Source organism: Streptomyces sp. NRRL S-646, from assembly GCF_000720765.1.
In the GTDB taxonomy this organism is placed as follows: Bacteria; Actinomycetota; Actinomycetes; order Streptomycetales; family Streptomycetaceae; genus Streptomyces.
Map to the genome: position 1 here is coordinate 634,086 of NZ_JODC01000007.1, position 25,297 is coordinate 659,382.

Consider the following 25,297-nt stretch of genomic DNA (forward strand, 5'->3'; position numbering starts at 1 on the left):
CGCCCACCGCAGCCGTCAGGACGCTGAGTCCAACCACGGCACGCGGGGCGACGGCGCCCCGCCGACAGGGACGGGAACCCCATGCCTCACATGACCGCCTTCGCCAGGAACCAGTGGTACGTCGCCGCCTACAGCCACGAGGTCGGGCGCGAGGAGTTGCTCGGACGGACCATCCTCGGTGAACCGCTCGTGTTCTACCGGACGGAGGAGGACGGGACGCCGGTCGCGCTCGCCGACCGCTGTGTGCACCGCCGCTTCCCGCTCCACGAGAAGCCCAGCCGGCTCGACGGTGACAAACTCGTGTGCGGCTACCACGGGTTCACGTACGACACGACGGGTACCTGCGTGTACGTGCCCGGTCAAAAGCGCGTCCCGCGCACCGCCCGGGTCGCCTCCTACCCGGTGGTCGAGCTGGACTCCCTGGTGTGGGTGTGGATCGGCGACCCGGCCCTCGCCGATGCGCAGACCATCCCCCGGGCCCGGCACCTCGACGCGCCCGGCTGGGTCACCGTCCGCGGCATGGAGCCCATCGACGCCGACTACGGGCTGCTCGTCGACAACCTGCTCGACCTCTCCCACGAGACGTATCTGCACGGCGGTTACATCGGCACCCCCGAGGTCGCCGAGACGCCGATCACCACCGAGGTCGACGAGGGCGCGGGCATCGTGCGGGTGAGCCGGCACATGGACGACGCCGAGTGCCCGCCGTTCTACGCCAACTCCACCGGCATCCAGGGCCGGATCACACGCTGGCAGGACATCGAGTACCACGCGCCCTGTCTCTATCTGCTGCACAGCCGGATCGCACCGGTGGGCGTGCTGCCGGAGGCCGACGGCAGCGACCCGAACGGCTTCCACACCGAGATCACCTACGCGATCACGCCGTCGACGGACGGCAAGGTGTACGACTTCTGGGCCGTCTCGCGCGACTGGGCGACGGAGAACACCGAGGTCACCGAGTTCATGCGGAGCAACAACCACACCGTGGTCATGCAGGACGTGGTCGCGCTCAACCTGCTGCACAAGACGCTCGGCACAGAGCGGACCGGGTACCAGGAACTCAGCATCAACATCGACACCGGCGGCCTCGCCGCCCGCCGTATCCTCGCCCGGCTGGTCGAGGAGGGCGACAAGCCCGTGGAGAAGGTCCTGTGAGCAGCTCCACCGGCGAGATCTACCGCATCGACTGGCTGCCGGGCACCGACATCCTGCACGGCACCTGTCACTGCGGCGCCGAGCACAGCGCCCAGGATCCGATCGAGATGTGGGAGTGGATGCTCGGCCACCCCGAAGGACACCAGCCGCGAGGACACGAGCCGCAAGGAAACAGCTCATGACCGTGTACGAAGCCGAACTCGTCGTCGACCGCAGGGAGTTCGCGGCCGACGGCGTGCTCGCCCTCACCCTGCGCCACCCGCTCGGCGAGGACCTGCCGGCCTGGGAGCCGGGCGCCCATGTCGACGTGGTGCTCGGGCCGGAGCTGGAGCGGCAGTACTCGCTGTGCGGGGATCCCGCGGACCGTTCGGTGTGGCGGATCGCGGTGCTGCGGGAGCCTGACGGGCGCGGTGGATCCGCCCATGTGCACGAGCAGGTGGGGCAGGGCGACAAGGTGCGGGTGCGCGGGCCGCGCAACCACTTCCGGCTGGAGAGTGCGCCTCGCTACCGGTTCGTCGCGGGCGGCATCGGCATCACCCCGATCCTCCCCATGCTGGCAGCCGCGGAGGCCGCGGGCGCCGAGTGGACACTGCTGTACGGCGGCCGCACCCGCAACTCCATTGCGTTCACTGAGGAGTTGGGGCGATACGGGGACCGGGTCAGCGTCTGCCCGCAGGACGAGGCGGGGCTCCTCGACCTCGGTTCGGTGCTGGACGACCTGCCCGAAGGCACGCTCGTGTACTGCTGTGGTCCCGGGCCGCTGCTGGATGCGGTCGAGCGGCGGTGCCCGGCCGAGCAGCTGCGGGTCGAGCGGTTCTCGCCCAAGGCCCAGAAGGACGGCGAGAACGGCGAGTTCGAGGTCGAGCTGGCGCAGAGCGGCCGTACCGTCACGGTCGCGCCGGACGTCTCCGTGCTGGATGCCGTCCGTGCGGCCGGCGTGGAGGTGCTGTTCTCCTGCACGGAGGGCACCTGCGGCACCTGCGAGACCGACGTCCTCGACGGCACCCCGGACCACCGGGACTCGGTGCTCAGCGCCGAGGAACAGCAGAGCGGGGAGACGATGATGATCTGTGTGTCCCGCTGCCGTGGGAAGAAGCTCGTGCTGGACCTGTGACTCCGAGGCCGGCACGCTCCTGGTCGACGATGGCGCCCCCTGACGCAGCACCCGTCAGGGGGCGCAGCTGTGTGCGGGTGTGCCGGAAAAAGTGTCAACAATGTTGTCGGCGAACCCATTGACCGCACCCGTTGCGGCTTCTACCTTCCCGCTCAGCGAGTCCGCGCACTACTGTGCGCGTTGCGCACGACCTGTCGGAACACCGATGCACCGCGAACTGCACCGTTCTCTGCACAGGAGGAGCCATGCGCCGTCTGTCCGCCGGTCTCACCGCCGGCGCCTTCCTGCTCGTCTCGACGGCCTGCGGCTCGTCCGGCGGGAGTTCGTCGAAAGCGGGTGAGTCGTCCGGGGGCATCACCACCGTCAAGGTGGGGCTCATCCCGATCGTCGATGTCGCACCCCTCTACCTCGGCGAGAAGAAGGGCTTCTACGAGAAGCAGGGCCTGAAGCTGTCGCCGACGCTCGCCGCGGGCGGGGCCGCCATCGTGCCGGGCGTGGCCTCCGGCCAGTACCAGTTCGGCTTCTCCAACGTGTTCTCGCTCATGGTCGCCCAGTCCAACAACGTGCCCGTGAAGGCGATCTCCAACGGTGTCGCCTCAACCGGCGTACAGGGAAAGGACTTCGGGGCAGCCCTCGTGAAAACGGACAGCTCCGTCAAGACCGCGAAGGACCTCGAGGGCAAGAAGGTCGCCGTCAACACCCTCAAGAACATCGTCGAGTTGTCCATGCGCGCATCGGTGAAGAAGGCGGGCGGCGACCCCGACAAGGTGAGCTTCGTCGAGATCCCCTTCGACCAGATGCCCGCCGCACTCGACAAGGGCCAGGTGGACGCCGCCATGGCCGTCGAGCCCGCGCTCACCACCATCAAGGACCAGGGCGGCCGTGAGATCGCCTCACCACTGGTCGACGTGGCGCCCGACCTCACCGTCGCGATGTACTTCACGTCGACGCGGTACGCGCAGCAGAACCCGGGCGTGGTGAAGAAGTTCCGGACGGCCACCGCCGAGTCCCTCGCCTACGCCAACGCCCACCCGGACGAGGTCCGCCGGATCGTCACCACGTACACCAAGGTCCCCGCCTCGGTGCTGGCCAAGGTGACCCTGCCCAAGTGGCCGGCCGAGGCGAACCGTGCCTCGATCGAGGCGCAGGAGAAACTGGGCCAGGAGTTCGGCTTCTTCAAGAAGACTCCCGACCTGGACACACTGCTGCCATGAGGGGCGCGAACGCCGCACTCGGCGCAGCCGGGCTCACGGCCTTCCTCGCCCTGGGCGAGGCGGCGCCGCGGCTCGGCCTCGTCAAGGAGGCCTACTTCCCGCCCACCAGCCGTATCGCCTCCGCGCTGTGGGACGAGGTCACCGAGGGCGCGTTCTGGTCGGCGCTCGGCGACACCCTCACCGGCTGGGCGATCGGTCTCGCGATCGCGGTCGGCGCGGGCGTCGTCGTGGGCGTGGTCATCTCGATCGTGCCGTATCTGCGCGAGGCGACGGCCTCGACGATCGAGTTCCTGCGGCCGATCCCCTCGGTCGCCCTGATCCCCCTGGCAGTGCTGTTGTACGGCGCCGAACTCAAGTCGGTGCTGCTGCTCGTCGTGTACGCGTCCTTCTGGCAGGTGCTGATCCAGACCCTGTACGGCGTCCAGGACGTCGACCCGGTCGCCGAGGAGACGGCACGCTCGTACGGCCTGGGCACCTGGGCTCGGGTGCGCCATGTGCTGTGGCCGAGCGCGCTGCCGTACGTCATGACGGGCGTGCGGCTCGCCGCGGCGGTGGCGCTGATCCTCGCCGTCACCACCGAACTCGTCATCGGCGCACCGGGGTTGGGCCAACAGATCGCGGTCGCACAGGCCTCGCAGGCGGTGCCCGAGTTGTACGCGCTGATCGTGGTCGCCGGGCTGCTGGGGCTGCTGATCAACGTCGGTGCGCGCACGGTGGAGCGGCGGGCGCTGGCCTGGCACCAGTCGGTGCGCGGGGAGGTGACGGTGTGAGGCGCGCAGTCCTCCGGCTGTTCTTCGTGCTCGCCCTGCCCGTGGTGCTGGTGGCCGTCTGGTGGGCCGCGTCGTACGGCAGCACCGACCCGTTCTGGCCTCCCCTGCGCACGGTCTTCCAGACCTTCCCGGACGTCTGGACCGCCGACCGGCTGCGCTCGGACGTCCTGCCGAGCATCGTGCGGCTGGCAGCGGGTTATGCCACGGCGACCGTCGTCGGCATCGCACTCGGCACCGTCATCGGCTCCTACCGGCGGGTGCGGGCGGTCTGCGAGCCGGTCCTGGAGTTCCTGCGCGCGGTGCCACCCCCGGTCCTCATCCCCGTCATCATGCTGTTCGCGGGCATCGGCGACACGATGAAGATCGTGGTGATCGCCGGCGGCTGCGTCTGGCCGATCCTGCTCAACACGGTGGAGGGCGTGCGCGCGGTCGACCCGGTGATGCTGGAAACGGCCCGCTCCTACGGCATCACGGGCCTCGCCCGACTGCGCAGCCTGGTCCTGCGCTCGGCGAGCCCGCAGATCTTCGCGGGCCTGCGCCAGGCCCTGTCCATCGGCATCATCCTGATGGTCATCAGCGAGATGTTCGCGGCCGGCAACGGCATCGGTTTCACCGTCGTCCAGTTCCAGCGCAGCTTCGCGATCCCCGACATGTGGACCGGGATCCTCGTCCTCGGCCTGCTCGGCTTCCTGCTGTCCGTGGTCTTCCAGGCCGTCGAGCGCAGGGTGCTCGCCTGGTACCACGGCCTGCGCGCATCCACCCGGCGGTCCTGACATCGTGAAAGGGCGATCCATGCTCGACGTACGCGGCCTCAGGAAGGTCTACGAGGGGTCCGGCCGCCGCGTCGAGGCGGTCCGCGACCTCACCTTCACGGTGGAGGCCGGCGAACTGGTCTGTCTCGTCGGCCCGTCGGGCTGCGGCAAGACGACACTGCTGAAGTGCGTGGGAGGACTGCTCACCCCCACCGCGGGCCAGGTACTGCTCGCGGACAAGCCGGTGAGCGGGCCGCCGCCCGGGATGGCGTTCGTCTTCCAGGAGTACGGGCGCAGTCTCTTCCCCTGGATGCGGGTGGCCGAAAACATCGAACTTCCCCTGAAACAGAAGGACTTGAGCAAGGCACGGCGCAAGGAGCTGGTCGCGGACGCGCTGGAGTCGGTCGGGCTGGCGGACGCCGCGGGGGCGTACCCGTGGCAGCTGTCCGGCGGTATGCAGCAGCGCGTCGCGATCGCCCGGGCCCTCGCCTACGAGCCCGACGTCCTGCTGATGGACGAACCGTTCGCGGCGGTCGACGCGCAGACCCGCGCCGATCTGGAGGACCTGGTACGACGGCTGTGGCGCGAGCGCGGGATGACGATCCTGTTCGTCACCCATGACATCGACGAGGCGGTCTACCTCGGCGAACGGGTGGTCGTTCTCTCCGCCTCCCCTACCGTCGTACAGGAACAGCTGAAGGTCGATCTGCCCGACGAGCGGGACCAGTTGCACACCCGCGTGGCCCCGCGCTTCGCCGAGCTGCGGACCCATGTGTACGAGCAGATCCAGGCGGCGAAGCGCGGAACCCCGCAGGACGCGGTCACGAAGTCGGATACGCCTCCACCTCACTGAACTGCCCTGCGGGCCAGCCGGTGTTGGCGCTGACGGTCAGCCGCAGATGGCGCAGGCTGGTGCCGGCCGGCAGGGAGACGGTGGCCGTGTTGCCGGTCGCCGGGTCGAAGCGGTAGCCGGTGGAGCCGACGACGGTCGAGTAGGTCGAGCCGTCGGTGCTGCCGAGCACGGTGATGGTCTGGGTACGGGCGCCCCAGGCGGACGACGGCGGCAGCTTCAGCACCAGCCGGCGCACGTCCTGCGGGGAGCCGAGGTCGACCGTCCAGGACTGCGGGAAGGCGTTGTTGGTCGACTCCCAGTAGCTGTTCGCGTCGCCGTCGACCGCCTTGCCCGGCGTGTAGACGTCCTGCGAGCCGGTCGCGGTGGCCGGGCGGCCCTTGGCGAGATTGCGGTTCGGGTCGGGGTCGGGGTTGCCCTGACCGGGCTGCGGCCAGGTCGAGCAGTCGGCCCAGGTGCTGCTCCAGCCGGAGTTGCCACCGCCGTCGTCGAGGGTGAAGCTCCCGGAGCCGGACGGGTAGGGGCAGTTGTAGATGCCGGCCGCGCCGACCCCGGTGGCCTGGACGTTGCTGAACTTCGCCGAGCCCTGCGTCTCCGCCTGGACGACGACCGTGCCGGTGTTCTTCACGGTCGCGCCGCTGACGGTGACGTTGCTGGTCGGGTAGCCGTGCCCGCCGCCGGAGACGAACTCGAAGGCGCTGTACGGGCTGTCCGTGACGGTCGTGTTGGTGATGTTCACGGTGGCGTTGACGGCGCTGTCGTAGGAGTCGACGCGCAGCGCGCCCATCGGATGGTTCCAGTTGGGGTTCATCGCGCCGGTGCGCACGAGCGTGTTGCCGTCGACGGTGATGGTGCCGGCCAGTGGGGAGAACGGGTCGAGGAACTTCTGGTTGGAGATCGCGATGCCGCTGCCGAGGGCGTTGGTGTCGGCGACCAGGTTGTTCTTCACCGCGATGTCGGTGCCGCCGTAGATCGCGATGCCGTTGGCGAGGTTCGGCTGCGAGATGGTGTTGTTCTCGAAGCTGCTGTCCGTGTCGGGCGCGTACAGCGACCACATGGCGAGCGAGTCGTCGCCCTGGTTGCGCAGGAAGTTGTTGCGGACGCGGACACCGCGCGCGTTGCCGTTGAGGTTGAGTCCGTCGGCGGTGGTGTCGAGGATGCGGTTGTTCTCGACGACCAGGTTGTCGTTGTTGCCCATCAGCCAGAGGCCGACCTTGAGGTGCTGGATCCACATGCCGGACACCGAACTGTTCGGCCCGAGCGAGCCGTTGACGAAGTTGTCCGGGTTGGAGTCGACGCGCTCGGTGACCTCGCCGATGACCGCGAAGTTCTTGATGTGCACGCCCCCGGAGGAACTCGACTGGTCGATGAAGCGTGAGGTGTGCACGACGGAGTACCAACTGCCGGCGCCCTGCAGGGTGACGTTCTGGACGCCGCTGAGCGAGGACGTCAGCCTGTAGTCGCCCGGCGGGATCCACACCACTCCCCCTTGTGCGGCGGAGATCGCGTCCCGGAAGGCCTGGGTGGAGTCGGCGTTGCCGCTGGGGTCGGCGCCCTTGGAGGTGACCGAGACCGAGCCGGCGGGCTGTGTGGCTGCGGCGTCGACCTGCTCGAAGTCGGCCACGTCGACGGTGACCTGGGTGCCGGTCGACTGGAAGGCGATCTTGTCACCGGCCTGGACGCCTTGGCCGAGAAGCAGCCGGGCGTCGTCGAAGAAGTGGTGCGTCCTGGCGCCCGGGATCCAACCGGTGTCGATGTACGAGTACTTGGAGGTGACCGCGAGTGTCTTGGCGATCTTCTGGCCGTTGACGTACACGTCGAGCGTGCCGGACTGGCCGTCGGGGACGCTGTAGGAGATGTTCACGGCGTTGGCCGCGCGCGGCACGGTGAACTCGACGCGCTGGCCCGAAGTGAGACGTACGGCCTGGCGGCCCGAGGCCTCGGAGGCGAGGGTGCCCTGGGTGTAGTCGGGGCCGATCCTGGTGCCGGTGGTGGTCGCGGACTCCGCCTCGACCGAGGTGAAGGGCAGAGTGGCGCCGGAGGCGGCGTGCGCCGCGGGGGCCGTGGCCGTGAGCAGACCGGCGGACAGGGCAACGATCATCGCTGCTGGCATGCCCCTGACAGTCCTGTGCATGTGCTGATCCCTTCGTGGTGGGGGTGCGGGGATAGCGGGGAGGGTGCGGTGCAGGCTCAGACGCGCAGCCAGACCGCGGTGTCCTTCGGCAGTCGTCCCTCGGCATCCAAGGGGCCGCTGGCGAGGAGGACTTGGGTGTGGGCGGGAAGGTCGACGGGGGTGTCGGCGAAGTTCACCAGGCACCGGACCCCGGCCCGGCTGAAGGCGAGCACGCCCTCGGGTGCGGTCAGCCAGCTGAGCGGCCCGTCGCCGAACAAGGGGCGCAGCCCGATGGCCGTGCGGTAGAGGGCGAGCATCGAGCCGGCGTCCGCGTCCTGGCGGTCGACGGCATACGACGCCCAGCCGGCCGGCTGCGGCAGCCAGGGCTCCTCACGGCTGCCGAATCCCGCATACGGCTCCCCGGCCGCCCAGGGCAGCGGCACCCGGCAGCCGTCGCGTCCCGGGTCGGTGCCGTTCGACCGGAAGTGCATCGGGTCCTGGATGCGGCCGAGGGGGATGTCGGCCTCGGGCAGGCCCAGCTCCTCGCCCTGGTAGACGTAGACCGCGCCGGGCAGGGCGAGTGACAAGAGGGCGGCCGCGCGGGCGCGCCGGGTGCCGAGGGCGAGGTCGGCCGGGGTGCCGAAGGCCTTGGCGGCGAAGTCGAAGCCGGTGTCCGTGCGGCCGTAGCGGGTGACCGTGCGGGTGACGTCGTGATTGCACAGCACCCAGGTGGCCGGGGCGCCCACGGGTGCGTGCTCCGCGAGGGCCTCGTCGATGGACGTACGCAGCCTGCGCGCGTCCCAGGGGCAGGTCATGAAGGCGAAGTTGAAGGCCGTGTGGAGTTCGTCGGGGCGCAGATAGCGGGCGAAGCGTTCGGTGTCGGGGAGCCAGACCTCGCCGACGAAGATGCCGTCGTACTCGTCGGCGACGGCGCGCCAGGAGCGGTAGATGTCGTGGAGTTCGTCCCGGTCGACGTAGGGGTGCGGGTCGCGGCCCTCGGTGAAGTCCGGCAGGGCGGGGTCCTTCGCGAGGAGGGCGGCCGAGTCGATGCGGACTCCGGCGACGCCCCGTTCGAACCAGAACCGCAGGATGTCCTCGTGTTCCTGGCGGACCGCCGGGTGGGCCCAGTTGAGGTCGGGCTGTTCGGGGGCGAACAGGTGCAGGTACCAGTAGCCGTCGGGCAGTCGGGTCCAGGCGGGTCCGCCGAACTGGGACGTCCAGTCGTTGGGCGGGAGTTCGCCGTGGGCGCCGCGGCCGGGGCGGAAGTGGAACAGCTCTCGTTCGGGGCCGCCGAGGAGGGCGGCGCGGAACCAGGGGTGCCGGTCGGAGACATGGTTCGGAACCATGTCGACGATCGTGCGGATGCCGAGTTCGCGGGCTTCGGCGATCAGCTTCTCCGCCTCCGCCAGGGTGCCGAAGGCCGGGTCGATCGCGCGGTAGTCGGCGACGTCGTAGCCGCCGTCCTTCATCGGTGACAGGTACCAGGGGCTGAACCACAGGGCGCCCACGCCGAGTTCGGCGAGGTAGGGCAGTCGGGCGCGGACGCCGGCGAGGTCGCCTGTGCCGTCGCCGTCGCCGTCGGCGAAACTGCGGACGTACACCTGGTAGATGACGGCGGAGCGCCACCACTCCGTGGGGGCATGGCGGGGCTGTCCCACTGTGCTTGCCTTTCTGTCGGAGGAAGGGCGTCAGCCCTTGGTGCTGCCCGCGCTGATGCCGGCGATGATGTGCCGCTGGAAGAGCAGGAACAGGGCGACCATCGGGATGCTGGCGATCACCATCGCCGCGATGAGCACGGTCAGTTGGATGTTCTGCGACAGCTGGACGAGTGCCACGCTGATCGGCTGTCTGCCGGTGTCCGAGAAGACCATCAGCGGCCAGAGGAAGTCCTGCCACACGGCGACCAGCGCGAAGATCGACACGACTCCCAGGACCGGCCGCGACATGGGCAGCACGATCGACCACAGGGTGCGCAGCTTCCCGGCGCCGTCGATCTCGGCCGCCTCCAGGACGTCTCGCGGGAGCTGGTCGAAGAACCGCTTGAGCAGGTAGAGGTTGAAGGCGTTGGCGACGGCCGGCAGCCAGATGGCCAGGGGGTCGTTGAGCAGGCTGGTGTGGATCAGGGGGAGGTCGGCGACGGTCAGGTACTTCGGTACGACCAGCGCCTGCGCCGGGACCATGAGGGTGGCGAGGATGCCGCCGAGGATCACCTTGCCGAAGGCGGGCCTGAGCCTGGACAGGGCGTAGGCGGCGGCCGTGCAGAAGACCAGCTGGAACAGCCAGGCGCCGGCCGCCTGGACCAGCGTGTTCCACAGGTGCTGCGGCAACTGCATGAGGTCCCAGGCGTCGGTGTAGCCGCCCAGGCGCCAACGCTCGGGGACGATCGTGGGCGGGGTCCGCGCCACCTCGTCCGGCGACTTCATCGCACCGGTCACCATCCAGTAGACGGGAAACAGGAAGGCCAGCGCGAACAGGACGAGAACGACGGTGAACACCGTCCAGTAGACCGTCTTCCCACGCGGGCGGGCGAGTGCCGCCGGAGAGACGAGGGTGCGGGTGGCGCTCATGCGTCCTCCTCTCCGGATCGGGTCAGGCGCAGGTATACGGCGGAGAAGGCGCCGAGCAGCACGAGGAGCATGACGCTGAGCGCGCAGGCGCCGCCGAAGTCGTTGTAGAGGAAGGCGTACTTGTAGATCAGGTAGAGGACGGTGACCGTGGCGTTCTCCGGGCCGCCGCCCGTGATCACGAACGGTTCGGTGAAGACCTGCATCGTGGCGATGATCTGGAGGAGCATCAGCATGAGGATGACGAAGCGGGTCTGCGGGATCGTCACGTGGCGGATGCGCTGGAGGAGGTTCGCGCCGTCCAGTTCGGCGGCCTCGTAGAGCTCGCCGGGGATGGACTGGAGGGCGGCCAGATAGATCAGCACGGTGCCGCCCATGTTGGCCCAGGTGGCCACGATGACCAGGGAGATGAGGGCGGTGTCGGTGCCGTTGGACCAGTTCGAGGTGGGCAGGTGCAGGAAGCGCAGTGTCTCGTTGGCGAGGCCGGCTCCGGGGTCGTAGAACCACTTCCACAGCAGTGCGCTGACCACCGGCGGGATCATCACCGGCAGATAGACGACGACTCTGAAGAAGGCCTTCCAGTGGCGCAGTTCGTTGAGGACGAGGGCCATGGCGAAGGGGATCGCGAAGCCGAGCAGCAGGGCGAGCAGGGTGAAGGTGAGCGTGTTGCGCCAGGCGGCGGTGAACTCGGGGTCGTGCCAGACACGGGTGAAGTTGGCGGTGCCCACCCACTCGGGCGGTGAACCCGGCGTGTACTTCTGGAAGGCGATCACGACCGCGCGGATCGCCGGGTACCAGGAGAACAGGGCGAAGCAGACGAGGCCGCCGAGGAGGAAGGCGTAGGCGCGGGCCTGGTCGGCGAGGCGACGCCGTGCCCGGCCCCCTGCCGGGGACGGCGCCTGGACCGGATGGACGGCGGCAGTCTGGACGGGTTGCCGCTCGGCCGTCTTCGTCATGTCGTCAGCCCCGCGCCAGGATGCCGTCGATCTTGCCGGAGGCGTCCTTGAGCAGCTGGTCGATGTCCGCGTCCTTCTTGGTGAGGACAGCGGAGACGGCGGAGTCGAGGACGGAGTAGATCTGCTGGGCGTCCGGCGGCTCGATCTTCAGCTGGAGGGTGTGGTTGCCGTCGAGGAAGGCCTGGTAGTTCTCCACCGGCACATTGGCGTTGGCCTTCTTGACCTGCTGGTCCTTGGCGTCGGCGGCGCCGGTGAACAGGCGCGGCTCGGGCAGTCCGACGGGGGCGTCCGCCTTCTTGGCGCGGGCGTAGTCGCCGAGGAAGCCCGTGCCGGGGGTGAGGAACATGTGGTCGAGCCACTTCAGGCCGGCGCGGATCTGGGCGGGCGTGTCGTGCTTGTTGAACATGTAGCCGTCGCCGCCGATGAGCGTGCCCTTGCCGCCGGGCATCGGGCCGAGGGCGAGGTCCTTGTAGTTGCCGCCCTTCTCCTTCACCAGGATCGGGATGTTGTCCGGCGCGGAGAGATACATGCCGAGCTTGCCCGAACCCATCAGCTGCTGGACGTCGTTGATGACCAGGAGCTGCTTGCTGCCCATCGAGTCGTCGGCCCACCGCATGTCGTGCAGGTTCTGCAGCACGGCATGACCCTCGGGGGTGTCGATGGTGGCCTTCCTGCCGTCCGCGCCGACCACGTCGCCGCCCTGGGAGTACAGCTCCGCGGTGAAGTGCCAACCGCCCTGGTTCTGGGCGCTGTAGTCGGCGTATCCGACGGTGCCGTTGCCGAGTGCGGCGATCTTCTTGGCGTCGGCGCGGACCTCGTCCCAGGTGGCCGGGGGCTTGTCGGGGTCGAGGCCGGCCTGCTGGAAGAGCTTGCGGTTGTAGATCAGGCCCATCGAGTAGCCGGTGCGCGGGATGCCGTAGATCTTCCCGTCGACGGTGTAGATGTCGCGCAGCTGCTTCTGGAGGGTGTCGTAGCTCTTCAACTCCTTGATGTACGGCGTGAGATCGGCCGCCTGCCTGATGTCGACGACGTGCCTGGCGTCCGTGAAGTACGTGTAGAAGACGTCCTCCATCTGCCCGCCGGCGAGCTTGGCGTCGAAGGTCTTGGGGTCCTGGCAGGGGAACGCGTCGTGCGCGACGACGTCGATGTCCGGGTGCTGCTTCTCGAAGGCGGCGACGTCCTGCTCGAAGAACCCGCGGTCGACCTTGGCGCTCTTGGGCGGCTCGCAGTTGACGGTGATACGGGTCTTTCCGCTCGCCGATCCGTCGTCGCCCGATCCGCAGGCGGAGGCGGCGAGTGCGAGAGAACAGACGCTGAGCGCGACGAACGTACGGCGGAACCCGGTGCTTCTCATCGGTGGACCCCTCGTGGCAGGAGCGGTGGGCGCCGCACACTCAAGCACCGCCGACATCTGGCCGCAAGATGTCGCGCAGAATCTGTAATTATTCGACAGGCCGATGGACCTCAGGCACGGGTCGCTTGCGCGGTCGACCCGCGGACCACCAGCTCGGGCTCGAAGAGCAGCTCTTCGGGTGCTACGGCACTGCCGTTGATCTGGGCGTTCAGGAGCTCCACGGCCGCCCGCCCCATGGCCTCGATGGGCTGGCGGACGGTCGTCAGCGGGGGTTCGGTGCAGTTCATGAACGCGGAGTCGTCGTAGCCGACGACCGAGATCTGCGAGGGGACGCCGAGGCCCTTGCGCCGGGCGGCCCGGATCGCGCCGAGAGCCAGGGGGTCGCTGGCGCAGACGATGCCGGTGACGCCCCGGTCGATCAGACGGGAAGCGGCCGCGTGACCTCCCTCGATCGAGAACATGGCGCGGGCGACACGCTCGTCGGGCAGCTCCCCCATGCTCTGTGCCGCGGCCAGTTTGCGGGCCGACGGCATGTGGTCGGCCGGGCCCAGCACCAGCCCGATCCGCTCGTGTCCGAGGGAGGCCAGATGTCGCCAGGCCTGCTCCACCGCCACCGCGTCGTCGCAGGACACGCCCGGGAAGCCGAGGTCGTCGATGGACGCGTTGACCAGCACCACCGGGATGTTGCGCTCGGCGAGCCGGCGGTAGTGGTCGTGCGGGGCGTCGGCCTGGGCGTACAGGCCGCCGGCGAAGACGACACCGGAGACCTGCTGTTGCAGCAGCAGCTCCACGTAGTCGGCCTCGGAGACGCCTCCCTTGGTCTGCGTGCACAGCACCGGAGTCAGGCCGAGCTGGGCGAGGGCCCCGCCGATCACCTCGGCGAACGCCGGGAAGATGGGGTTCTGCAGCTCGGGCAGGACAAGACCCACGAGCCGGGCGCGTTCGCCGCGCAGCTGCGTGGGCCGCTCGTAGCCGAGGACGTCCAGGGCACTGAGCACCGCCTGCCGGGTGACCTCCGAGACCCCGGGCTTGCCGTTCAGCACCCGGCTGACCGTGGCCTCGCTGACCCCGACCTTCTTCGCCACCTCAGCAAGTCGTCGCGTCATGCACGCAAGAATAGCGCAAGAAATGCAAACGGCTTGCGTAATGGCGAACGTGAGCTCTCAGTGGGCTGCCCAGAGCCCCCGGACGTGGCCTAGGTGCCGCGTCATCACCTCGCGCACGGCCTCGGTGTCCCGCGCGAGCAGCGCGTCGAGGAGTTCGAGGTGCTCCTCGGCGGAGGCCTTCAATCGTCCGGTCTCGACCAGGGCTGTCAGTCCGTACAGCCGTGAACGCTGCCGCAGGTCCCGTACGACTTCCACAAGATGGTCGTTGCCGGCCAGGGCGAGCAGAGCGAGGTGGAAGTGCAGGTCGGCCTCGACATAGTCGGTGAGGTCGCCTCGCGTGGCCGAGGTGACGATCTCCATGGCGAGCGGGCGCAGCGCCTTCAGGTCGTCGAGGCCGGCGGTGGTCGCGAGCGCGACGGTCGTCGGGATCTCGATCAGGGACCGGATGTGGGTGTACTCGTCGAGCTGCTTCTCGGAGACCTCGGTGACCCGGAATCCCTTGTTCGGGACGATCTCGACCATGCCCTCCTTCACCAGCTCGAGCATCGCCTCGCGCACCGGGGTCGCGGAGACGCCCAGGCGGGGTGCGAGGGCCGGTGCCGAGTACACCTGGCCGGGGCGCAGTTCACCGGAGATCAGCGCGGCCCGCAGCACGTCCACGACCTTCTCCCGGAAGTTGGGCTTCCTGCCGCCGAGCGAGGGGATGGCGGGGCGGTGCTGCTGGGCCATGGTGATCGTCCTCCTAGGGTTACCGGACATTATCGGGCCGCCTACAGCACGAAACCCGCCGGGAACGGGTCCTCCGGGTCGAGCAGGTACTGGGCGGTTCCGGTGATCCACGCACGCCCGGTGAAGCTGGGCAGGACGGCGGGGCGGCCCGCGACCTCGGTGGTGCCGAGGAGGCGGCCGGTGAACCGGGTGCCGATGAAGGACTCGTTGACGAACTCGGTGTGCAGGGGCAGTTCGCCGCGCGCGTGCAGCTGGGCCATGCGCGCGCTGGTGCCGGTGCCGCAGGGTGAGCGGTCGAACCAGCCGGGGTGGATCGCCATCGCGTGCCGGGAGTGGCGGGCGTCGGAGCCGGGCGCGTAGAGGTGGACGTGGTGACAGCCGCGGATGGACGGGTCCTCGGGGTGGACGGGCTCGTCCTCGGCGTTGATGGCGTCCATCAACGACAGCCCTGCCGCGAGGATTTCATCCTTGCGAGTGCGGTCGAAGGGGAGGCCGAACTGGTCCAGGGGGAGGATGGCGTAGAAGTTTCCGCCGTATGCCATGTCATATGTTACTGACCGCCCGTCAGCCAGCGTCGCCTTCCGGTCCAGCCCCACCGCGAACGACGGCACATTCCGCAGCGTCACCGACCTGGCCGCGCCGCCCTCCACCGCCACCTCCGCGACCACGACTCCGGCCGGGGTGTCGAGGCGGATGGTGGTGACCGGTTCGACGACCTCGACCATGCCGGTCTCGACGAGCACGGTCGCGACGCCGATCGTGCCGTGCCCGCACATCGGCAGATAGCCGGACACCTCGATGTAGACGACACCCCAGTCGCAGTCGGCCCGTGCCGGCGGCTGCAGGATCGCGCCGCTCATCGCGGAGTGCCCGCGCGGCTCGTTCATCAGCAACTGCTTGATGTCGTCGCGGTGTTCGCGGAAGTACAGCCGCCGCTCGTTCATCGTCGCGCCCGGGATGGTCCCGATCCCACCGGTGATCACGCGGGTGGGCATGCCCTCGGTGTGCGAGTCGACGGCGTGCAGGACGAGTCTGCTGCGCATGACCTGCCTCCTCGTGGGTTACGCCAGTCCGGCGGCGACGGCCTTCTCGGTGGCCGCCCGGACGGCCGCCTCCTGCTCGGGCAGCAGCGGCATACGGGGCGGCCGGACCGGCCCGCCGTGTCGCCCGACGACGTCCATGGACAGCTTGATCGCCTGCACGAACTCCACCTGGGAGTCCCAGCGCAGCAGCGGATGCAGCTGACGGTAGAGGTGATGGGCGGTCGCCAGGTCGCCGTCGACGGCCGCGTGGTAGAGCTCCACGCTCGCGGCCGGCAGGGCGTTCGGGTAGCCGGCCACCCAGCCCTTCGCGCCCGCGATCGCCAGCTCCAGCAGGACGTCGTCAGCACCGATCAACAGGTCTAGTTCCGGGGCGAGTTCGGCGATCCGGTAGGCGCGGCGGACGTCCCCGGAGAACTCCTTGACGGCGTGGATGTACCCCTCCCCGTGGAGCTTCGCGAGAAGTTCCGGCACGAGGTCGACCTTGGTGTCGATCGGGTTGTTGTACGCCACCACCGGCACACCCGCCTTCGCGACCTCCGCGTAGTGGGCGAGCACCGAACGCTCGTCGGCACGGTAGGCGTTGGGCGGCAGCAGCATCACCGCGTGGCAGCCGGCTTCGCGGGCCTGCTCGGCCCAGCGGCGCGACTCCGCGGACCCGTACGCGGCCACCCCGGGCATGACGCGCTGCCCGCCGATCGCGGCGACGGCCGTCTCGACGACCTTCGCGCGTTCCTCGGGGGTGAGCACCTGGTACTCCCCCAGCGAGCCGTTGGGGACGACGCCGTCGCAGCCGTTCTCGACGAGCCAGGCGCAGTGCTCGGCGTACTTGTCGTGGTTCACGGTGAGGTCGTCGTTCAGCGGCAGCGCGGTGGCGACGAGGACTCCGCGCCAGGGACGGTGGTCGGTCATGAGGATCCTTTCTCGGTGGGGTGCGTGTCCTCGCGGGCGAGGACACCGAGCGGTACGGGACGCGCGAACGGCCGTCTGGAGGGGGTGAGTTGGCATCCGGCCAGCCCGGCGACCGCGGGTGCGCACACCCGGCCCTGGCACCAGCCCATGCCGGCCCGGGTCAGCAGCTTCACCGTGCGGACGTCACCGGCGCCGAGCTCCGCGACGGCCTCGCGGATCGCGGAGCCGGTGACCTCCTCGCAGCGGCACACGACGGTGTCGTCGGTGATCAGCTCGCTCCACTGGGCGGGCGGCGCGTACACGGCGTCGAGGGCATCAGCGAACTCCCGCAGCCTGGTACGGGACTTGGCGGCCGCGGCCCACTCGTGCGGGTCCGGTGCACGGCCCGCCAGGCGGGCCGCAGCCGAGCATCCGGCGATGTGGCCCTCGGCCAGCGCGAGGGCCGAGCCGCCGATGCCGGTGATCTCGCCCGCGGCCCAGACGCCGGGGACGTCGGTGCGCTGCTCGCCGTCGACCTGCACGTTCATGCCGTCGAGGCGGCAGCCGAGGGTCTCGGCGAGGTCGGTGTGCGGGAGCATGCCGTGGCCGACGGCGAGAGTGTCGCAAGGGATGCGACGCGCGGTGCCGGGCCGGACCCGCCCTTCGCCGTCGAGCTCGGCAACGGTCACCGCCTCCAGTTGCTCGGTGCCATGTGCCTCGACGACGGTGTGCCGGGTGAGGGTACGCACCCGGTACCGGAGCAACTGGGCTGCGTATCCGGCCCCTTCGGCGAGCTTGCCCGGCTGTGCCGCGAGCGCCCGGGACCGTCGTACGAACGCCTTGGGGTCGGCGGACTCGACGAGCGCGGCGATTTCCACTCCCGCCGCGGCGAGCCCGGTCGCGACCGGCAGCAGCAGCGGTCCGGTGCCGGCGACCACGGCGGTGCGTCCGGGCGCTGCGAGGTTTCCCTTGAGCATGGCCTGGGCGCCGCCCGCGGTGAGGACGCCGGGGAGGGTCCAGCCGGGGAAGGGCAGCACCTTCTCGTAGCCGCCGGTGGCGAGGAGCACGGCGTCGGCGTGTACGGCGGCCGGGTCCTCCTGCTCGGGGCCGAGCAGGGCGTGCACGGTGAACCGGTCTGCGTGGCGTTCGACGAACCAGACGTGATGATCCGTCAAATGCGTTACGGCACCTGCCTTTACGTGTGTGTGGAGCCCGTCCCGCAGTCGCTCCCAGGTCCGCCAGTCGTGATGGAGCGCCTGAGGGCGCTGCACGCGCAGTTCGGCGGCGGGCTGCCGGTAGAACTGGCCGCCCGGTTGTGCGGCCGAGTCGAGGAGCGTGACCCGCACGCCGTGCGCCGCGGCGGCCACGGTCGCCGCCAGGCCCGCCGGGCCCGCGCCGATGACGGCGAGGTGGGGCCGGTCAGTCGTCATGGCCGGTCCCCTCCTGGGTGCGGATCGCGTCGCCCGGCTGCAGGGAGACCAGGCAAGCCCGTTGGTTGGGACGGTCGTTGACGGTCACCAGGCAGTCGAAGCAGACGCCGATCCCGCAGAAGACGCCGCGCGGGCGGCCTCCGCCCCGGGTGGTGCGCCAGGAGGTGACGCCTGCTGCCCAGAGCGCGGCGGCGACCGTCTGGCCGGGCAACGCGTCGATCTCGCGGCCGTCCAGCGTGACCGTGAAGGCCGGGCGCGGGTGGGCCTGTGCCAGGTCCAGCGGAGAGCTCACGGGGTCTCCTCGGGGAAGCGGTCGGGGCGGAACGGGGCGAGGTCCAGGTCGGGTGTCTTCGCGGTCAGGGTCTGTGCGATCAGGTGCCCGGTGCCGGTCGCGAGTCCGATGCCCGCGCCCTCGTGCCCGCAGGCGTGGAAGAGGCCGGGGACACGAGGATCGGGGCCGATGGCGGGCAGATGGTCGGGCATGTAGGGGCGGAAGCCGGCGTAGGAGCGGATGGCGCGGACGTCGGCCAGGAACGGGAACAGCCGGGTCGCGCCCGCCGCGAGGGCCCGCAGGGCCGGCAGCGAGAACGACCGGTCGAAACCGACCCGTTCCCGGCTCGCGCCGATCAGGACCGGTCCCGCGGCCGTGCCCTCCACGACCGGCGAGGTCTGCAGCTCGGCCGAGTCGCTGGCCACGTCGGCCACGTAGTCGGCGGCGTACACCTTGTGGTGGACCATGCGGGGCAGCGGTTCGGTGACGAGGACGAAGCCGCGCCGCGGGAGGACGGGCAGGGAGGTGCCCGCGAGGGCGGCGAGTTCGGCGCCCCAGGTACCGGCCGCGTTGACCACGGCCGGAGTGTGGATATCGTCCTTGTCCGTGCGAACTCCCCACACCTGCCCGTCAGTTGTACGCAGAACGCCCGTCACTGTCCGGCCCGTGAACAGGCGCGCGCCGGACGCCCGGACCAAGTGGGCGGCGGCCAGGGCGGGCATGACCTGGGAGTCCTGCGGGTAGTGGACGGCGCCGGGCAGGCCGGGGGCCAGCTGGGGCTCGAGTTCGTACAGCTCGGTGCCCGCGACTGTCGTGGCGGTCACTCCGGCGGCTCGCTGCCCGGCGGCGAAGTCCTCCAACGCGACGAGACCGCCGGGGGATGTGGCCACCACCACGCCGCCCTTGGCCTCGTACTCGATGGCCTCTCCGAACTCCTGGGCCAGTTCGGACCACAGGCGGTTGGAGAGAAGCGCAAGGTCGAGCTCCGGGCCGGGCTCCTTGTCGGAGACGAGGAGGTTGCCCTCCCCCGCGCCGGTGGTGCCGCCGGCCACGGGGCCACGGTCCACGACGATGACGTCCAGTCCTGCGCGGGAGGCGTAGAGGGCGCAGGCGGCGCCTGTCATGCCGGCTCCGACGATCACGACATCGCAGGTCAGTGGCTGACTCACGGCAGTACTATGTCACATACCACTGATTCTGAACATGGTGCGCGCACGGCCGGCCGCAATCCTCCCCGCGGTGCCGCTGATACGGACATCACCTGCAGTGATCAGGCGGCCTGGGAACGTCTCCGCATCACCAACGCGACGGCTGTGCCGATCCCCGCGGCCAACAGCCCGAGCCCGCCGAGGACCAGCGGCGCCAGCCACAGCGAGGCGAACCCGTTGATCCGCGCATCCTGCGGGGAATCTGCCCGGTAGAGCACCTCGACCCGCTCACCCGCCTCGTACGACGGCGGATTGGAGCCCACAGAACTCCGGAACGTCCTCTGCTTGCCGTCCGCCGAAGTGAACTCGACCACCGGGTACGCCATGCGCTTGTCGCTCGACCGGTTCTTGTGGAATGAGCTGCTGTGTTCGGTCCGCCACTCCAGGGACACCACCGCGCCCCGGGCACGCTTCGCATCCGCCAGCAGCGAGACCGACTGCCCCGCAAGAATCAGCCCGACGACCAGGAACAGCGCCCCGAACGCGATCACGCCGAAGGCGATCCACCTGCGGACACGCCGCCCCCGTACCTGAACCTGCACAATGCCCCTCTCGCTTCTCCGGCCTCGCTCGTCCGGAGCTTCAGGGACGTTATCCCAGGTAGCTCGGTCGCCCGACCCTCGCCGGGTGCAGTCAAACCCGGCTCCCGGTCGCCGTGTCCGCCGACAGCCGCTGCGCGACGTAGATCGGAATCACCGAGAGCAGGACGAGCACGGCCGCCACCACGTTCACCACGGGTGCCTGCTGCGGGCGGGTCATGTTGTTGAAGATCCAGATGGGGAGCGTCTCGATACCGGGCCCGGCGGTGAAGGTCGTCACCACGATCTCGTCGAAGGAGAGCGCGAAGGCGAGCAGCCCGCCCGCGAACAGGGCCGAGCGCACCAGCGGGAAGGTGACGTCGGCGAAGGCGCGGAAGGTGTTCGCACCGAGGTCCATCGCCGCCTCCTCGTACGACCCGGCGGTGCGTCGCAGCCTGGCCACGACGTTGTTGAAGACGACGACGATGCAGAAGGTGGCGTGTCCGACGACCACCGTGAACAGGCCGAGACCGAGGCCGAGCGGCGCAAGTACCGTGCCGAAGGCCGAGTTGAGGGCGATGCCCGTGACGATGCCGGGCAGGGCGATCGGCAGGACGACCACGAAGGAGATGCCGAGATCGAGGCGCCGCTGTGTCTCGTGCTCGGGGACGACGAATATCTTGAATCCTCCCCTCCTTGAAGCTGAAGGAAGGGGATTCCTGGTTCAGGCTGCCTGCCGGACCGGCGGTCCGGGAGGTCTTACGCCCTCGACACCATCCGGGTTGAGACCAGCCCGATGAGTACAGCCTCACACTGTCCGCGCCGGTGCAGATGGAGGGGCGGTTCGCCGGAGTCGCCGCGGCGGACGTGTACCTGCGGCACTTCGAGGCGGCCGTGATGCCGATGCAGCGCCGGCTGCCCGGGCCGGCCCATCCGGTGAACGCCCGCGGACGGGTGACCGCCTCCGCCGACCCCGCCCATCTCGCCGGATCCCTCACCAAGGGGCCGGATTTCGCCGCCGTACTGCAGCGGGCGCGGCCCGGAAGGTTTCGCGGACTGCGGCTGGTCCCCTGCCGGGACATCCCCCTCGTGCTCGTGATCTCCCCACGCTGACGGTGGCGGCCGTCAGGCCTCGGGGGCCGGCACCACCCTCAGGTGCGCCGCCGCGTGGCGGGCCTTGCGGGCCCTGGGACGGGCGGGGCGCGTCTCCCGCAGCACCAGCGTCATTCGTGTGTACCCCATGTCCTGCAGCGTCCTCGGGCTCTCGTCCACCACGCGGCAGTCGGTGGCGCCCCAGCGCGGATCGGGGTGGGTCAGGGGGCGTACGGCGCCGTCGTGCGCCACGGCCTGTTCGCCGACCGCGCGGATCCAGTGCGGCAGGCCCTGCCGGTATGCGGCCTCCATGATCGGATCCTGGGCGATGTCGCGGCGGATGGACTGCAGTCCGTGGTCGTGGCCGTAGCGCTCGACGGCGGCCGCGAAGTGCGCGAGCATCGGCAGGCACCAGTTGGACTCGTGCTCGCCGAGGACCGTGCCCGCGTCCGGGTGGAACAGGACGAATCTGAGGAAGTTGTCGCCGGGCATCGCCGTCGGATGAGGGCTCACCTCACGGAAAAGTGACGCGAAAGCATTGTTGGAGAGAACGACGTCCCAGCGGTGGTCGAGGACGACGGACGGAAAGGGAACGGCCTCCAGGAGGGCGGCGTAGTCCTGCAGATACGCCTGGGCCTCGAGACTCTCGGGGACGGGCCGCGGTGCCGGACGCTGCCCTCCTGCCTGATACGCCATCGGGAGGTCACCCCTCTTGCCTCTGCGGCCTTCACGCGGCGCCTTGATCCTGCGGCCCCGGATCGAGTCGTGTCAACTATCGTGGCATTTCATGCTTGTTGACGGCTGAAATTGGCCACAGTTGTGGCGACACCTGGATGTGAGTTCGAACTACCCGGTAATCTCCGTCGAGTTCACGGCAACCGCTTGTGAGAAGCCTGTGAGAAACGTAGGAGATCTGTCGGTGACGGATGGCTTCGAGGGTCCGGGCACCACGGCTGCGACCGCTGCGCTGCCGGCCGTCGTCGCCCGCGTCACCGCGCTCGCCGACCGGCTCGGCGTGCCGCACGCGGAGGTCTTCGACACCGGCCGCCTGTCCGCCGCATCGGGCGTGCCCGAGCCCGTGGTCAGAGCCCTGCTGAGCGGCCGTCCCGCGGGCGAGCCCGATGTGCAGGAGCGGTTTCTGCAGCGCCTCGACCTGCTGCGCCGCACCCGGCTCAAGCCCAACGGTCGCAAGTACACCCAGCAGGAGATCGCCGACGGTGCGGGCATGTCGCGCCAGCAGGCGGGTGCGCTGATCAACGGCGACCGGCGCCCCACCATGGAGCACTGCGACGCCATCCAGCGCTTCTTCCGGGTGCACGCCGGATTCCTCACGGCCGAGGACCCCGAGGCTCTCACGGGCGCCCTGCAGAGCACAGAACAGGAACTCCTGCACAAGCTCGCGGAGCGGGAGGCTGCCGCGGCCGCCGACGACCCGCTGGAGCGGCTGCTGCAGGACCACGGGGTCCGCGGAATCGCCTGGCGGGCCGCGCAACTGCCCACCGACCAGCACCGCGACAAGGTCGCGGAGTGGCTGGACATGCTCCTGGAGAGCGTCAAGCGGCCCGAGTCGTGAGCCTGGGGAGAGCTGTGGGCATCGGAAGGGAAATGCGCCGTCTGTGCGGCGAGCTGGTCGCGGAGCTCACCCTTGCCGCACCGGCACCGCCCGAGGACCTGTACGGCGCGCTGTGCGAGGCGATGAGCAGACGGCGCGGCCGCCCGGTCCACTTCCGCACGGCCGCCTTCCCCACCGGCACGGCGAGCGGGCTGTGGCTCGACATGACCGACCAGGACCTCGTGGTGATCGAGGAACGGACCGCGCCGGACCACCAGTTGGTGATCCTCGGCCACGAGCTGTGGCACATGAAGGCCGGCCACTGCGGCCATCACGTCGAGGGTGCCCGGGTCGCGGCCCGCCTGCTCAGCGACGGCGCGGACCTGCGGGACACCGTCCGCAAGGTGGCCGCCCGCAGCCGTTTCGACCTCGCCGAGGAGCAGGAGGCCGAGTCCTTCGGTCTGCTGCTGGCCAGCAGGTGCCGTACGTGGCTGGCCGGTTCGGGGGTGCGGGGGCCGGTGCAGCGCGATCATCTGGCGGGGCGGATCGAGGCGTCGCTCGGGTATCTGGGGCCGCAGGGCTGAGTACGCGCCGGTCGGCTCTGTCACGTGGTGCGCAGACGGGCTGTCGCACCCGCCGCGGTGAGGAGAGCGGCGGTTTCGGGGTGAGGACCGTTGTTCGCCCAGTCCAGCGGGGACCAGCCGGTGCCGTGGTCCTCGCGGAGATTCGGGTCGGCGCCGTGTGCCAGCAGCTCGCGCACCGCCTCCGTGTGCCCCCAGCACGCGGCAGCGCACAACGGTGTGCCTTCCGCGCCGATTCCACGGCTCTCGGTGTCCGGGGCGGCGCCGGACGTCAGGAGCAGACGGACGATGGCGGCTTCGCCGTGCACTGATGCCACATAGAGGGGCGTGGTGCCCTCGCCGTCGGCTCTTTCCGGATCGGCCCCGGCCCGCAGGAGAGCCCTCGCGCGGGCTGTGTCGCCCCTCCAGATCGCCGCGAAGAGCTGGCCCGAGAACTTCTTCTGCCGCCGACGGTTCATGAGAGCCGAGGCTACCGACCGGTCACCTGAGCGGGCGAGGCAATATCCACTCGCCGCCGGTCGCGACCAGCAGTGATATGTCACGTCGCACTGCGTTCGCTGGCCTCTCTCATATCGCGTTCCACCGCGCGGCTGCGGGGGGTGTCGGGGCGCCCGGCGCTGGTGCCCGGCCGGCCCCCGACAAGGAGTTCACGCCAGCGCTCCCGGCTCCAGCCGGCCGGATGCGTGCTCGCCGTGAACTCCTCGACCAGCGACACGAACCGCGCAGGGTCGCTGTGGAACGGGAAATGGCCTGCCTGTTCGAAGATCTCCAGCCGACTGCCCGGCATCGCCTCGTGCGCCCCGTACGCGTGCCGCACCGGCACCACGCTGTCCCGGTCGCCCCACAGCAGCATGGTCGGCATGCCCTCGGTGAGATAGCACCGGTCGAGCATGGTGACGACCTGGCCGCGCCAGTCGACGACCGCGCGCAGCGTGCGGATGAACGCGTTGCGGGAGGTGTCGTCCGGCAGGGCATCGACGAGGGTGAGCAGTTCGGGTGCGTCCTGGCCGAGATCGGTGTCCAGGAGCTTCATCAGACGCACCGCGAGCCCCACTTGCAGCCGCATCCCCGGCAACCGCAGGGTGGACAGCATCAGGTGGGCGCCCGGCAGGGAGACCAGGCGCAGCACGGGATTGACCTCGCGTCCCACCCCGCCCGCGCTCACCAGGACGAGCCGCTCGGTGCGCTCGGGGAACTGGTAGGCGAACTGCATGGCCACGCCCCCGCCCAGCGAGTGCCCGACCAGCGTCGCCGACTCGATGCCGAGCGTGGTGAGCAGGTCCCGTACGCCGTTCGCATACGCGGCCACCGAGTAGTCGGCGCGCGGTTTGTCCGAAGCGCCGTGGCCGAGCAGGTCGGGCGCGATCACGGTGTGGGTGCGGGCCAGGTCGGGGATCAACTCGGCCCAGGTCGCGGAGGAGTCGCCGATGCCGTGGATGAGCACCAGTGCCGGGCCCTCGCCGGCCATGCGGAAGGCGCGCCGGTATCCGTGCACCACGCGGTACTGCAACTCGAGTTCTCCGTCGCCCACCGGGCGCAGTCGTACGGCGCGCACCGGGCGCCGTGGTGGGACGTCGACCACGCACTTGCCTCCCCGTTCCAGGGCCGCGCACAAGCGGCCGAAAGCCCTTGTCCTCCAGCGTAGAACTGCTTTCCCACAAGGGATTTCGGGGACGTTTCGCCTCCGCTAAGCGGGCGAACCGACCGGTGCCCGGACCCCATTGTCAGTGGCGGGCGGCAAGCTGGAGTTGCACCCCCTTGTGCGGGGTGCGACCGACGACGCCGACGCGGGGAGAGCCGACCGATGCCCACTGCCCTACTGACCGACCGCGAGCGCACCGCCGTGCAGGCCTACCTGCGGCTCTTGCACACCGTACGAGCCGCGTTCGACGGTCCCCCCGGCTCCCCGCGACCACCCGTCGTACCGCCCGCGGTGCTCGCCGAGGCGGAGCAGGCACTGGCGGCGGCGGGCCTGGCGGGGAACGAGGAGGAGTTCTTCCGGCTGCTGCAGAGCTGGTGCCCGGAGCCGTGACGGCC

The 25,297-nt window shown here is 70.0% G+C and carries 27 protein-coding genes and 1 pseudogene; 11 read left to right on the forward strand and 17 right to left on the reverse strand.

Annotated elements, in window-relative coordinates:
• Positions 1–81 precede the first annotated feature (81 nt).
• The 7 genes from IH68_RS0118365 to IH68_RS0118395 all read left to right on the forward strand — a co-directional run bounded on the left by IH68_RS0118365 (position 82) and on the right by IH68_RS0118395 (position 5,858).
• Positions 82–1,155, forward strand: coding sequence for an aromatic ring-hydroxylating dioxygenase subunit alpha (locus tag IH68_RS0118365; RefSeq protein ID WP_030936385.1), 1,074 nt, complete (start codon positions 82–84; stop codon positions 1,153–1,155).
• Entirely contained in the window at positions 1,152–1,337 is a 186-nt protein-coding gene (locus tag IH68_RS0118370; RefSeq protein WP_030936387.1) for a hypothetical protein, read from the forward strand. The genes IH68_RS0118365 and IH68_RS0118370 overlap by 4 nt, the downstream gene beginning before the upstream one ends.
• On the forward strand, positions 1,334–2,269 hold the full coding sequence (locus IH68_RS0118375; RefSeq protein WP_030936389.1) for a PDR/VanB family oxidoreductase: 936 nt from the start codon (positions 1,334–1,336) through the stop codon (positions 2,267–2,269). Before IH68_RS0118370 ends, IH68_RS0118375 begins: the two co-directional genes overlap by 4 nt.
• A 245-nt stretch (positions 2,270–2,514) precedes the next feature.
• Complete coding sequence (locus IH68_RS0118380; protein WP_030936391.1) at positions 2,515–3,483, forward strand: ABC transporter substrate-binding protein; 969 nt, start codon at positions 2,515–2,517, stop codon at positions 3,481–3,483.
• Positions 3,480–4,253, forward strand: a complete 774-nt coding sequence (locus IH68_RS0118385; protein ID WP_030936392.1) for an ABC transporter permease — start codon at positions 3,480–3,482, stop codon at positions 4,251–4,253. The genes IH68_RS0118380 and IH68_RS0118385 overlap by 4 nt, the downstream gene beginning before the upstream one ends.
• Positions 4,250–5,026 carry an ABC transporter permease gene (locus IH68_RS0118390; RefSeq protein WP_030936394.1) on the forward strand — a complete coding sequence of 259 codons (777 nt, stop codon included), beginning with the start codon at positions 4,250–4,252 and terminating at the stop codon, positions 5,024–5,026. The genes IH68_RS0118385 and IH68_RS0118390 overlap by 4 nt, the downstream gene beginning before the upstream one ends.
• Before the next feature lie 19 nt (positions 5,027–5,045).
• Positions 5,046–5,858 carry an ABC transporter ATP-binding protein gene (locus tag IH68_RS0118395; RefSeq protein ID WP_030936395.1) on the forward strand — a complete coding sequence of 271 codons (813 nt, stop codon included), beginning with the start codon at positions 5,046–5,048 and terminating at the stop codon, positions 5,856–5,858.
• Here the strand turns inward: IH68_RS0118395 and IH68_RS0118400 are convergent.
• The 14 genes from IH68_RS0118400 to IH68_RS0118465 all read right to left on the reverse strand — a co-directional run bounded on the left by IH68_RS0118400 (position 5,827) and on the right by IH68_RS0118465 (position 20,714).
• Positions 5,827–7,968 (reverse strand): discoidin domain-containing protein, encoded by a 2,142-nt coding sequence (locus IH68_RS0118400; RefSeq protein WP_420718993.1) that lies wholly within the window; start codon positions 7,966–7,968, stop codon positions 5,827–5,829. The genes IH68_RS0118395 and IH68_RS0118400 overlap by 32 nt on opposite strands.
• A 77-nt stretch (positions 7,969–8,045) precedes the next feature.
• Entirely contained in the window at positions 8,046–9,626 is a 1,581-nt protein-coding gene (locus IH68_RS0118405) for a glycoside hydrolase family 13 protein (protein ID WP_030936399.1), read from the reverse strand.
• 30 nt (positions 9,627–9,656) lie between these two features.
• Positions 9,657–10,535, reverse strand: coding sequence for a carbohydrate ABC transporter permease (locus IH68_RS0118410; protein WP_030936400.1), 879 nt, complete (start codon positions 10,533–10,535; stop codon positions 9,657–9,659).
• Positions 10,532–11,488 carry a carbohydrate ABC transporter permease gene (locus tag IH68_RS0118415; RefSeq protein ID WP_030936401.1) on the reverse strand — a complete coding sequence of 319 codons (957 nt, stop codon included), beginning with the start codon at positions 11,486–11,488 and terminating at the stop codon, positions 10,532–10,534. Before IH68_RS0118415 ends, IH68_RS0118410 begins: the two co-directional genes overlap by 4 nt.
• Before the next feature lie 4 nt (positions 11,489–11,492).
• Positions 11,493–12,842: an ABC transporter substrate-binding protein gene (locus IH68_RS0118420; RefSeq protein WP_030936402.1), complete on the reverse strand. Its 1,350-nt coding sequence runs from the start codon at positions 12,840–12,842 to the stop codon at positions 11,493–11,495.
• A 110-nt stretch (positions 12,843–12,952) separates the two neighbouring features.
• Positions 12,953–13,948: a LacI family DNA-binding transcriptional regulator gene (locus IH68_RS0118425; RefSeq protein WP_030936403.1), complete on the reverse strand. Its 996-nt coding sequence runs from the start codon at positions 13,946–13,948 to the stop codon at positions 12,953–12,955.
• Between the two features lie 57 nt (positions 13,949–14,005).
• A complete protein-coding gene (locus tag IH68_RS0118430; RefSeq protein ID WP_030936404.1) occupies positions 14,006–14,677 on the reverse strand; it encodes a GntR family transcriptional regulator in 672 nt (223 codons plus the stop codon).
• Positions 14,678–14,718: 41 nt separating this feature from the next.
• The gene (locus tag IH68_RS0118435) at positions 14,719–15,720 is read right to left on the reverse strand and encodes a proline racemase family protein (RefSeq protein ID WP_030936407.1); all 1,002 of its coding nucleotides are present in this window, start codon (positions 15,718–15,720) and stop codon (positions 14,719–14,721) included.
• Positions 15,721–15,738: 18 nt separating this feature from the next.
• The gene (locus IH68_RS0118440; RefSeq protein WP_030936409.1) at positions 15,739–16,629 is read right to left on the reverse strand and encodes a dihydrodipicolinate synthase family protein; all 891 of its coding nucleotides are present in this window, start codon (positions 16,627–16,629) and stop codon (positions 15,739–15,741) included.
• Complete coding sequence (locus IH68_RS0118445) at positions 16,626–18,038, reverse strand: NAD(P)/FAD-dependent oxidoreductase (RefSeq protein ID WP_030936411.1); 1,413 nt, start codon at positions 18,036–18,038, stop codon at positions 16,626–16,628. Before IH68_RS0118445 ends, IH68_RS0118440 begins: the two co-directional genes overlap by 4 nt.
• Positions 18,028–18,330 carry a (2Fe-2S)-binding protein gene (locus tag IH68_RS0118450; RefSeq protein ID WP_030936413.1) on the reverse strand — a complete coding sequence of 101 codons (303 nt, stop codon included), beginning with the start codon at positions 18,328–18,330 and terminating at the stop codon, positions 18,028–18,030. Before IH68_RS0118450 ends, IH68_RS0118445 begins: the two co-directional genes overlap by 11 nt.
• Entirely contained in the window at positions 18,327–19,478 is a 1,152-nt protein-coding gene (locus tag IH68_RS0118455; RefSeq protein WP_030936415.1) for an NAD(P)/FAD-dependent oxidoreductase, read from the reverse strand. The genes IH68_RS0118450 and IH68_RS0118455 overlap by 4 nt, the downstream gene beginning before the upstream one ends.
• 101 nt (positions 19,479–19,579) lie before the next feature.
• Positions 19,580–20,059 carry a DUF3592 domain-containing protein gene (locus tag IH68_RS0118460; RefSeq protein WP_030936418.1) on the reverse strand — a complete coding sequence of 160 codons (480 nt, stop codon included), beginning with the start codon at positions 20,057–20,059 and terminating at the stop codon, positions 19,580–19,582.
• A gap of 91 nt (positions 20,060–20,150) precedes the next feature.
• Complete coding sequence (locus IH68_RS0118465) at positions 20,151–20,714, reverse strand: ABC transporter permease (protein WP_267883736.1); 564 nt, start codon at positions 20,712–20,714, stop codon at positions 20,151–20,153.
• A 116-nt stretch (positions 20,715–20,830) separates the two neighbouring features.
• Here IH68_RS0118465 and IH68_RS0118470 point away from each other — a divergent pair.
• Positions 20,831–21,148, forward strand: a pseudogene (locus IH68_RS0118470) (hypothetical protein); the annotation flags it as partial.
• A 12-nt stretch (positions 21,149–21,160) separates the two neighbouring features.
• Here IH68_RS0118470 and IH68_RS0118475 read toward each other — a convergent pair.
• Positions 21,161–21,823, reverse strand: a complete 663-nt coding sequence (locus tag IH68_RS0118475; protein WP_030936426.1) for a hypothetical protein — start codon at positions 21,821–21,823, stop codon at positions 21,161–21,163.
• Between the two features lie 223 nt (positions 21,824–22,046).
• On the opposite strand from IH68_RS0118475, the gene IH68_RS0118480 reads away from it, so the two are divergent.
• The gene (locus IH68_RS0118480) at positions 22,047–22,700 is read left to right on the forward strand and encodes a helix-turn-helix domain-containing protein (protein ID WP_030936428.1); all 654 of its coding nucleotides are present in this window, start codon (positions 22,047–22,049) and stop codon (positions 22,698–22,700) included.
• A 32-nt stretch (positions 22,701–22,732) separates the two neighbouring features.
• The gene (locus IH68_RS0118485; protein WP_030936430.1) at positions 22,733–23,263 is read left to right on the forward strand and encodes a hypothetical protein; all 531 of its coding nucleotides are present in this window, start codon (positions 22,733–22,735) and stop codon (positions 23,261–23,263) included.
• A gap of 20 nt (positions 23,264–23,283) precedes the next feature.
• On the opposite strand, the gene IH68_RS0118490 is transcribed toward IH68_RS0118485, so the two are convergent.
• Positions 23,284–23,718 carry an ankyrin repeat domain-containing protein gene (locus IH68_RS0118490; RefSeq protein WP_030936432.1) on the reverse strand — a complete coding sequence of 145 codons (435 nt, stop codon included), beginning with the start codon at positions 23,716–23,718 and terminating at the stop codon, positions 23,284–23,286.
• A gap of 80 nt (positions 23,719–23,798) precedes the next feature.
• Complete coding sequence (locus tag IH68_RS0118495) at positions 23,799–24,842, reverse strand: alpha/beta fold hydrolase (protein ID WP_030936435.1); 1,044 nt, start codon at positions 24,840–24,842, stop codon at positions 23,799–23,801.
• A 222-nt stretch (positions 24,843–25,064) separates the two neighbouring features.
• On the opposite strand from IH68_RS0118495, the gene IH68_RS0118500 reads away from it, so the two are divergent.
• Complete coding sequence (locus IH68_RS0118500; RefSeq protein WP_030936438.1) at positions 25,065–25,292, forward strand: hypothetical protein; 228 nt, start codon at positions 25,065–25,067, stop codon at positions 25,290–25,292.
• Positions 25,293–25,297 lie beyond the last annotated feature (5 nt).